Annotated in this window: 1 protein-coding gene and 3 pseudogenes; 2 read left to right on the top strand and 2 right to left on the bottom strand. The window is 58.7% G+C overall.

Going from position 1 to position 3,531, the window contains the following annotated elements; all coding sequences use genetic code 11:
* Positions 1-186: pseudogene (locus tag BN3906_RS15295) on the bottom strand (ISL3 family transposase); the annotation flags it as partial.
* A gap of 290 nt (positions 187-476) precedes the next feature.
* Between BN3906_RS15295 and BN3906_RS14630 the strand changes: the two are divergent.
* Positions 477-935, top strand: a complete 459-nt coding sequence (locus BN3906_RS14630) for a gluzincin family metallopeptidase (protein ID WP_147593026.1) — start codon at positions 477-479, stop codon at positions 933-935.
* Here BN3906_RS14630 and BN3906_RS13690 read toward each other — a convergent pair.
* Positions 911-2,225: pseudogene (locus BN3906_RS13690) on the bottom strand (ISL3 family transposase). The gene BN3906_RS14630 and the pseudogene BN3906_RS13690 sit on opposite strands and share 25 nt — an antisense overlap.
* A 1,064-nt stretch (positions 2,226-3,289) precedes the next feature.
* Between BN3906_RS13690 and BN3906_RS15290 the strand changes: the two are divergent.
* Positions 3,290-3,531 (top strand): annotated as a pseudogene (locus tag BN3906_RS15290) (hypothetical protein); the annotation flags it as partial.

Genomic DNA, 3,531 nt, shown 5'->3' with positions numbered 1-3,531 from the left:
GTCGACGTCGGATGTGGTCCCGCTTCACCCCAGGCATCGCGCAGTCCGGGCAGGTGTCGGCTACGTCCACCGGCTCGGCGTTGATGATGGTGAGGGTGCCGGCGTCGGCGGCATCGGTGATCGTCAGGCCGAGCTCTGAGGTGCGCCGTGAAAAGTGTCGGCGACGAGGTTGCCAGTAGGGTGCACGGTAGGGTCCTGGTTCGGTCTCAGATGAAGGCTTCGCAACTCTCATCTTGTACCGGCCAGGGCCTCTGTATGTTGTACCACCCCGCGTCCCGCCCTTCAGCTATCTACGCACTCCGAACCGCGAAGAGCCGGATAATGTGTGGGTGAACAGGACAAACAACTCCAAGTTTATGTGTCTTCCGACGGTGGGCAGGGCAGCGGCCGCCGCTTCTCTTGTATGTTCTCTCCTTATTGCGTCGTGTTCTGCTCCTCAAACTAATTACAGTGGAACAGATGATTTATTTCCGAGCATGGGGGACGAGAATATAGACATTGATAGCTATGCATTAAACCTAAAGTACCGTGAAAACGACAGATCAATTGTTGCCCGAGCACTACTTCAGGGAAGACTTACTAAGAGTAAAGTCGACAAAATAGAGCTGGACTTGCTTGGATTAACGGTAGATTCGGTGGTTGTAGATGGCGAGGAATCGGCCTTCTACAGGACTTCAAAAGATCGATATAATGCAAGCAAGCTGGTAATTACACCGAAAACACACCTGTCTGGTACCTTTACTCTGGATATTCGCTACCGTGGGGTCCTCCGATCTATGGTTGGCGCCGGTGGATCCCGAGAGGGATGGATGGATACACCTCACGGTTTCACAACGCTGAATCAACCAATTGGAGCCATGACGTTCGCGCCGGTAAATAATCTAGTATCAGATAAATGGCTCTTCACGATTCACAGTGCGTTGATTCGGTCCTGAAGCTGTCCGGAGTGGATCAGTGACCTCAAGATGTAGTGGTCCAGGTTCCTGAAGCCCAGGGCGATGCCACGCAGATGCTCCAACCGGCCGTTGATGGCTTCGACCGGACCGTTGGACGCTCCGATGTCGAAGTACGCCAGGATGTCATCACGGCGGCTCCACAGTGTCCGGCCGAACTGTGCAAGCTCCTCCAGTCCGCTCGGCAGTCCCTTGCGCAGAGTGTTGATCAGGCGTTTCATCAACTTCTTTCCCTCGGTCCTGCGCGGATGCGAGTACGCGGCAATGACGTCCTGGTAGAAATCCCAGGTGACCTGCAGGGCGACGTAGTCGTCGTCGGTGTCCCACAGCAGCTCCAGGTGTTGTTTCTGCCGGTCGGTGAGATAATTCGTCCTGGTCAGCAGACTCCGGCGGTGCTTGTACAGCGGATCATCCTTCCTTCCGCGTCGCCCGGTGGTTTCCCTCTGCAGGCGTTGCCGACACCCGGTGAGCTTGTCGGCGGCCAAGTGCACGATGCGGAACGGATCCATGACCTTCCGCGCCGCCGGAAGGGCGTGGTCCACGGCCGTGGCATAGCCAGCGAACCCATCCATCGTCACCACCGACACCTGGTCACGGAACTGTTGGCCGCGTTGCTGCAGCCAGGTTCTCAGGACATCTGCGCTGCGCCGAAGGCCGCATGTCGATCAGCCGTGCCGGCCCGTGCCCATCGACCAGTGGAGTCAGGTCCACCAGCACCGTGACCATCGAGGAGGGCTCGCCGGGCCGGCGGGTGTGTTTCCACACGTGCTCGTCGACACCGAGAATCCGCACCCCGTCTAGATGCGCCGAGTCAGCGTAGACCAGATCACGGACGGCATCGACAGCAATCCTGTTGACCAGCTCCCAACCCACGCCCAGGGCTTTGGCGGTGGCGGACACGCTCATCCGATCGACCGCGAGGCATTGGAGGATCCAGCGGGTCACCCGGTGGGTGAGTTTTGCCCTGTCGTCAGCACAGGCCAGTGAGGGCTGGAAGATTCTCCTGGTGCACCGCGTGTTGGGACAGGTGAATCGTGGTACCCGGACGTGGAGTCGGGTGGGGAAACCTACGACCGGCAGGTCGACGAGTCGACGCTGAACATGATCCCGCTTCACCCCAGGCTCCCTGCAGTCCGGGCAGGAGTCGACCACCGCTACCGGGTCGGCGTCGATGATGGTGAAGGTGCCGGCGTCGGCAGCATCGGTAATTGTCAGGCCGAGTTCTGCGGTGCGGCAGATGGTATCGGCGACGAGGTTGCCAGTAGTGTGCATTGTAGGGTCCTGGTTCGGTCAGATGAAGGCTTCGCAACTCTCATCTTGTACCGGCCAGGGCCTCTACATGTTGTGCCACACCGGGTCCCACCCTTCAGCTATCTACGCACTCCAAACCGCGAAGAGCCGATTAACCCGCAGGGGTCTTATGTTCACCGAGTTGCGATCCACATCAGCGTGACCTACGTCTATGCTTTCACCGCCGCGATAGCTGCCAATATAGGCAGAAGAGCGAGAGCGTGACTGCACTTGCCATCCTGACTAACCGTGAGATCTGCCGACGCACGAGCTTCGCCCAGCTGTTCGTCGACCGGGTAGCGGTGACGTGCCCGGCAGGTGCAGTACTGTCGGCCGGTCTCGATGAATTACAGTGAGGTTGACGCCCGTGTCTCGCGGACAGCGAAGTACTCGGACTGTTTCCAAGTGTGCGGTACGTCAACGACAGTGCTCCTGGCGATGAACGGATTTGTCTGCGTGAGGCTTGAAGTTTCTGATTCAGACGAGATGGCGGCGATCTTTCTGTACTGGTGGTCTACAGTGGTAGCGTCAATTCTGCAATTACATCAGCAGAGGAGTCTCATTCGGCTGTAGGGTAGATGGACCTCCCCATGGTGGTCTCGGATAACACCAGGATCCGTGGTAAGTCCCCTGGGGGTTCGTGAATACCATGTCATATGAGCAGCTTCGTGGAGAGCAAATGTCGATGATGATCCGTGACTCGGTGTCCGTCGTGCTCGGTGCTGCTATTCGTGCTGAATGACCCCTCCCCAAGACTTTCTGATGGGCCTTCCTTCTCGACTTCTCGAACACACGCTCATCCTCGGCGTATCCTGTCCCCGCACGGTACGTCGACCACTTCTGACGCTCACTAAGAAGATCAGAGCAGGAGAGGTTCCGCCACGCCGGTGTCACTTTTCCCCCGTCACAGCCGCCATATTCTTCGCGTATTTTCCACGAGTTTTTTTGCGGGTGGGGCCGACTCCCGCCGCAGTCACTGACCCCTGTCCCCGGTACAGCGCCGAACTGACGGTCGTGGTGGGTGTTGGGCTGCCGGCGCGGTCGGCGTGTGTGCGGTCATCGGCGTCATTTTTACCGGCCTGCTGTATTTCGGCGCCTATCTTTTTGGTGAGAAGCTCGGAGCCCTGGCCGAGAGACAGGATTCTGGCCGGTGTGAGGCGGAGGGGCAGGGTCTGGTCTACGACAGGATCCACCGCACTGTCGCGGACGGGCAGTTCGTCCTCACGCACTCGGAAGGGTCAGTGGCCGGGGTGCGTCATTCCTATGCGGAGCTCTGGCATCTCAGTGA

The organism is Corynebacterium provencense (assembly GCA_900049755.1).
GTDB classification, from domain to species: Bacteria; Actinomycetota; Actinomycetes; order Mycobacteriales; family Mycobacteriaceae; genus Corynebacterium; species Corynebacterium neomassiliense.
The sequence above is the reverse complement of the archived record's forward strand: the minus strand, read 5'-3'. Positions and strand labels throughout refer to the sequence as shown.